4 protein-coding genes are annotated in these 6039 nt (G+C 78.4%); 2 read left to right on the forward strand and 2 right to left on the reverse strand.

The window, feature by feature from the left end:
* Positions 1–429 precede the first annotated feature (429 nt).
* Positions 430–2211, forward strand: a complete 1782-nt coding sequence (locus AC3WUG_RS18780) for an ABC transporter ATP-binding protein/permease (RefSeq protein ID WP_492329057.1) — start codon at positions 430–432, stop codon at positions 2209–2211.
* Positions 2208–3992, forward strand: coding sequence for a thiol reductant ABC exporter subunit CydC (gene cydC, locus AC3WUG_RS18785; RefSeq protein WP_492329058.1), 1785 nt, complete (start codon positions 2208–2210; stop codon positions 3990–3992). Before AC3WUG_RS18780 ends, cydC begins: the two co-directional genes overlap by 4 nt.
* 174 nt (positions 3993–4166) lie before the next feature.
* On the opposite strand, the gene trmB is transcribed toward cydC, so the two are convergent.
* A complete protein-coding gene (gene trmB / locus AC3WUG_RS18790; RefSeq protein ID WP_492329059.1) occupies positions 4167–4970 on the reverse strand; it encodes a tRNA (guanosine(46)-N7)-methyltransferase TrmB in 804 nt (267 codons plus the stop codon).
* A gap of 116 nt (positions 4971–5086) precedes the next feature.
* A complete protein-coding gene (locus tag AC3WUG_RS18795) occupies positions 5087–5869 on the reverse strand; it encodes a VOC family protein (protein WP_492329060.1) in 783 nt (260 codons plus the stop codon).
* Positions 5870–6039: the final 170 nt, after the last annotated feature.

Genomic DNA, 6039 nt, shown 5'->3' on the forward strand with positions numbered 1-6039 from the left:
CAACGCTACCCCACCCCCCCCCCCCCCCCCCCCCCCCCCCCCCCCCCCCCCCCCCCCCCCCCCCCCCCCCCCCACCACCGCGTCCCCGCGCGGTGTCGCGCGGAGGGCGACCGCGTGGCACCGTGTCGGGCGCGCCCCACGCCCGCCCCACGCCCGCCCCACGCTGAACCGAGGACCCGCATGACCGCCCCGCACCCCGGCACCCCCGCCGGCACCCCCGCCCCGCCCGGCGGAGGGCGACCCGCCGGCAGCGCGGGAGGAGGCCGCCCGGACGGGGCGACGCGTCCCGCGACCGGGCGACCGGGCGGCGGCCACCCCGGCGAGGGACCGGGCGGCGGCCACCCCGGCGGACGTCCCGGCGGCGGCCATCCCGGGGGCCCCGGTGGCCACCCCGGCCGCCCCGGCGGTGCGCCCCTCGGCCCGCCCCAGGTGCCGACGCCCCCGCTGTCCCGCCGGACCAGCCTGCTGCCCGCGGCACTCACCTGGGTGGTCGCGGCCGGTACCACCGCCGTCTACCTCGCGCTCGGCGCGGTCCTGGACGGCGCCCGCACCGGCGCCGGCGTCCCGGTCGGCGCCCTGGTCGCGATCGTCCTCGGCGTGGTCGCCCTCGCGGCCGCGGCCTTCGCGGGCCCGCGGCTGAGCCTGGGCGCGGTCGGCCGTCGCGAGGTCGAGCGCCGCGACGTGCTGCTCGACCAGATGTTCCGGCTGGGGGTCGCGTTCCGGACCCAGGAGCGGTCGGGCCGGTTCGTCTCGACGGCCACCGACGGCGTCGAGCGGGCCGCCTCCTACGAGGTCACGTTCAAGTTCCCGATCATCGCCTCGATGACCGTGCCGGTGATCGCGCTGGTCGCGCTCGGCGCGGCCGTGGACTGGGTGGTGGCCGGCTGGCTGGCGCTCGCGCTGCCCGCCATCCCGCTGCTGGTCAACGGGTTCCAGAAGCTGTTCCGCAGCGTCTCCGTGCAGTACCGGATGACCGCGCGCCGGTTCTCCGCGCAGTTCCTCGACGCGATCCAGGGTCTGCCGACGTCGACGGCGTTCAACCGGGCGGCGACCAAGGGCGCGGAGCTCGCCCGCACCGCCGAGCAGCTGCGCCGGATGGTCATGCGCCTCCTGGCGGGCAACCAGGTGGTGCTGCTCGTCATCGACGCCTCGTTCTCGCTCGCGATGGTCGCCGCCGCGGCCGGCCTCGCGATGGCGCGGCTCCGGGACGGCGCGATCACGCCCGGCCAGGCGGTCGCGGTCGCCCTGGTGTCGACCGTCCTGCTCGAGCCGCTCGACCGGGTCGGGCAGTTCTTCTACGTCGGCATGGGCGGCCGCGCGGCCGTGCGGGAGATCGACACCGTGCTCGCGCAGCCGGCGACGGCCGGGGACGCGGCGGGTGTCCGGGCGCCCGTGACCAGCACGTTCCACGTGGATCCTCGCGAGGCCGACGCGGTGGGCGAGGGCCGCCCCGAGGCGGTGGCGCTCGACCACGTCTCGTTCGCCTACCCCGGCGGGCGCCCCGTGCTCGACGACGTGTCGTTCGCCGTGCCGCGCGGCGGGCGGGTCGCGCTCATCGGCCCGTCGGGCTCCGGCAAGAGCACGGTCGCGGCGCTGGTCCAGGCGCACCTGCGCCCGGGGTCCGGGGTCGTCCGGGTCGGCGGCCACGACGCCACCACGGTCCCGGTCGACTGGGTCCGCGCGCAGACCGCGGTCGTCGCGCAGACCACCTACCTGTTCACCGGCACGCTGGCGGACAACCTGCGGCTCGCCGCGCCCGACGCGGACGACGACCGCCTGTGGCACGCGCTCGCCGAGGCCAACCTCGCCGACGACGTGCGCCGGTTCCCCGACCGGCTCGCCACCCGGGTCGGCGAGCGCGGGCTGTCGCTGTCCGGTGGCCAGGCCCAGCGGCTCGCCGTCGCCCGCGCGCTGCTCAAGGACGCGCCCGTGCTGCTGCTCGACGAGCCGACCAGCCAGGTCGACGCCGCCTCCGAGGCGGCGCTGGTCGAGGCGCTCGACCGGGCCGGCGAGGGCCGCACCGTCGTCGTGGTCGCGCACCGGCTCAGCACGGTCCGCGGCGCGGACGAGGTGCTGGTGCTCGCCGAGGGCCGGATCGTCGAGCAGGGTCCGCCCGACCGGCTCGGCAGCATCGACTCGTACTACGCCCGCGCGCTGGACCTGTCCGGCGTCGGCGCGGGCCCGCTCACCGAGCAGGAGGCCCGCCCGTGAGCGCCGCCACGCAGCCCCGCCCCGGGACGCCGGCCGCTACGCCCGCCCCCGCCGCGCCCGCCGAGGTCCCGCTCACCCGGGCCGCGATCTCCCGGCGCCTGGTGCGGTTCGGCCGGCCCGTCCTGCCGCCGCTGGCCGCGTCGCTCGTGTGCCGCGTGGTCGGCCAGCTGCTCGGCATCGCGCTGCTCGGGGTCTCCGCGTGGGGCGTCGCCCGCGTCGCGGAGGACCCGGCCGCGCCGATCGCGCCCGTCGTCTGGACCCTCGTCGTGCTGTCCCTGGTCAAGGGCGGCCTGCGCTACCTGGAGCAGTTCACCGGGCACGCCGTCGCGTTCCGCGCGCTCGCCATGCTCCGCGTCGACTTCTACGACCGGCTCGCGCCCCAGTCCCCGGCCGGGGTGCTGTCCCGGCGCACCGGGGACCTGGTGAACCGCGCGACCAAGGACGTGGACCGCGTCGAGGTGTTCTTCGCGCACACCCTGGTGCCGGCGGTCAGCGCCGTCGTCGTGCCGGTGGTCGTGCTGGTGGTGCTCGCGACCGGGTACGACCCGGTGCTCGCGCTCGTGCTGCTGCCGTTCCTGCTGCTCGTCGGCGCGGTCGTCCCCGGCTGGGGCCGCACCCCGAGCGCCACGGCCGCGACCCGGGTCCGCGCCGCCCGCGGCCGGCTCGCCCAGCTGGTGACGGAGTCGCTCCAGGGCGTCCGCGAGGTGCTGGCGTTCGGCGCCGCCGGCCGCCGCCGCGCCGAGGCCCGGGACGTGGCCGCCGAGGTCGACGCCGGGCTCGCCGGCCTCGCCACCTGGACCGCGCGCCGCCGCGCCGCGAACTCCGTGCTCATGGTCGGCGCGGTCGTGACCGTGGCCCTCGTCGGCGCCGCCCGCGTCGGGTCCGGCGCGCTGGACTGGCCGGCGTACGCCGTGGCGGTCGTGCTCGCGCTGGCGGTGTTCACCCCGGTGCTCGCCGTCGAGGACGTCGCGCCCGACCTGGAGCAGGCGTTCGCCGCGGCCCGCCGGATCTGGCGGATCACCGACGCCGCCCCCGCGACGACGTCGCCCGCCCGGCCCGTGCCGCTGCCCGACGGGCCGCTCGACATCCGGTTCGAGGGCGTCGGGTTCACCTACCCCGCGCCCGACCTCGACCCCGACGACCCGGCCGCCGCCGTGCTGCGCGCCGTCGAGCGCCGGCCCGTGCTGACCGGGCTGGACCTGCACGTGCCGGCCGGCAGCACCACCGCGGTCGTCGGCTCCTCCGGCTCGGGCAAGTCGACCCTCGTGAACCTGCTGACCCGCGCGTGGGACCCGGACGCGGGGCGGGTGCTGCTCGGCGGCGTCGACGTGCGGGACGTGTCCCTCGAGGACCTTCGCCGGCACGTCGCCGTGGTCGGGCAGACCACCTACCTGTTCAACGACACGCTCGCCGCCAACCTCCGCCTCGCCGCGCCCGACGCGACCGACGCCGAGCTGGAGGCCGCCTGCCGGCGGGCCGCGCTGCACGACGCGGTGCTGGCGATGCCGGACGGGTACGAGACCCGGGTCGGCGAGATGGGGGAGCGGCTGTCCGGCGGGCAGCGGCAGCGGGTCGCGATCGCGCGGGCGCTGCTGCTCGACGCGCCGGTGCTCGTGCTCGACGAGGCGACCAGCCAGCTCGACGTCGCCACCGAGGCGGAGATCCAGGACGCCCTGGCCGAGGCGGCGAAGGGGCGGACGGTCCTCGTGATCGCGCACCGCCCCGGCGCCGTCCGCACCGCCGACCGCGTCCTGCGCATCGACGACCTCGCCGGCGGCTGACCCGCCCGGCCGCGCACGACCCGCCCGCGCGCGACCCGGCCGCGCGCGACCCGCCCGCCCGCCGAATGCACATCGGACACGTCGAACGCCTACCCACGGGATAGGCACTCGACGTGTCGACCAGGCACTCGACGTGCGGGGGCGCGGGCGCGGGGGCGCTGCGCGCGGGTTGGGTCAGGCGGTGCGGGTGGCGATGACGTCGTGGGACGGGCGGCCCGCCTCCGCGCCCCGGCGCTCGAACTTGGTGACCGGGCGGTGCTCCGGGCGGGGCGCGAAGCCGCCGTACGGGTTCGTGAGGCCGGGGTCGCCCTCGACGACCGCGAGCATCTGCTCGGCGTACTCCGCCCAGTCGGTCGCGCAGTGCAGCGTGCCGCCGAGCCGCAGCCGGCTGCGCAGCAGGGCGACGTGGTCGGGGGCGATGATCCGGCGCTTGTGGTGCCGCGCCTTCGGCCACGGGTCGGGGAAGAACACGTGCACGGCGTCGAGCGAGCCCGCCGCGATCGTCTGCCGCACCAGGTCGAGGGCGTCCCCGTGCGCGACCCGCACGTTGGTCAGGCCCCGCTCCTCGACGAGGACCAGCAGGTTCGCGATGCCGGGCAGGTGCGCCTCGACGGCGAGGTAGTCCCGGCCCGGGTCGGCGGCGGCCATCGCCGCGGTGGCGTCGCCCATGCCGGACCCGATCTCCAGGACCAGCGGCGCGGTGCGGCCGAACAGCCGCGCCGCGTCCAGGGTGCCGTCCGGCCCGGTCGGCGGCAGGCCCAGCGCCGGGTCGTGCACCGACACGCCGTACCGGGGCCACAGCCGGTCGAGGGCGTCGGTCCGCCGGTCGCCGAGCGCCGCGCGCCGCGGGTGGAAGGTGCGGATCGGGTCGCCCTCGGCGTTCGGGGCGTGCTGGAACGCGTCGCCGGGGCGGGCGTCGCGCCCGGGGTGGGCGCCGTCGGCGGTCGGGGGAGCGGCGAGGTCGTCCGGGTCGGGCACCCGTCGAGGGTAGCCGCGAGCACGCACCCACCCCCGCCAGGCCCCCACCCCGCCCGCGCGGGCCCGGCCGGGGCGATCGGACCCCCGGTCGGGCCCGACCGGACCCGGGCGGGCCCTCAGGCCCCCGCGGCCGCCGCCTCCTCGCCGGTGCTCGGCCCCATCAGCCCCAGCCGCTCCCCGAACGGTCCGGTGATCGACGCGACCCGCCCGTACGGCGAGTCCTCGGCCGGCAGGTGCACCCCGCCGCCGAGCCGGGTGGCCGCCGCGACGACCGCGTCGGTGTCCGCCACCCGGACGTAGAGGCACCACTCCGCGCGGTCCCACCCGCCGCCGATCCCGGCGACGGGCTCGCCGTCGAGCAGCAGCGTCGTGTAGTCGAACCCGGGCGCGCTGATGTCCTGCAGCGCGTAGTCGAACACCGCGGGGTAGAAGGCCCGGGCGGCGGTCGGGTCGCCGGACATGTGCTCGGCCCAGGCGATCGCGCCGGGCTCGTCGACGACCTCGGCGCCCAGGGACGTGCCGGCCTGCCACAGCGCCACGGCCGCGCCGGCGGGGTCGGCGAGCACGGCCATCGCGCCGAACGCCATGACGTCCATCGGTCCGGCGAGCACGGTGGCCCCCGCCGCGGCCGCCCGGTCGGCGGTGCCGGCGGCGTCGGGCGTGGCGAGGAACGGCAGCCAGGCGACGGGGGCGCCCGGGTCGGGGCGGTAGCCGTTCAGCGCCGCCGCGCGCCGGCCGCCGACCAGGGCCTCGGAGTAGAAGCCGGTCTCCTCCGGCCCGATCGCGAACTCCCAGCCGAGCAGCGCGCCGTAGAACTGCCGGCCGAGCTCCAGGTCGGGCACCGCCAGCTCCGCCCAGCAGGGCGTCCCCTCGGGCCAGGGCGTGTCGCGCACGGTCATGTCGTCCCCCTCGGTGGGTCGGGCGCGGGCCGCGGCGGCGCCGCCGGCACCCATCAGACCACCGCCCGCCGACACCCGGCTACGGCGCCGCGGCGTTCGACGGCGTCTGTCTCTTCTCCACATCTCCGAGCCCACGAGACATGGCGCCTGATCTGGGGGGGGGGGTTTTT

The sequence above is a fragment of the Cellulomonas sp. EB106-03-03-XG116 genome (genome assembly GCF_058792015.1).

Excerpts from the sequence above, each read along its gene's own strand:
- AC3WUG_RS18795 (WP_492329060.1), bottom strand. The coding sequence starts at position 5,869 with ATGACCGTGCGCGACACGCCCTGGCCCGAGGGGACGCCCTGCTGGGCG.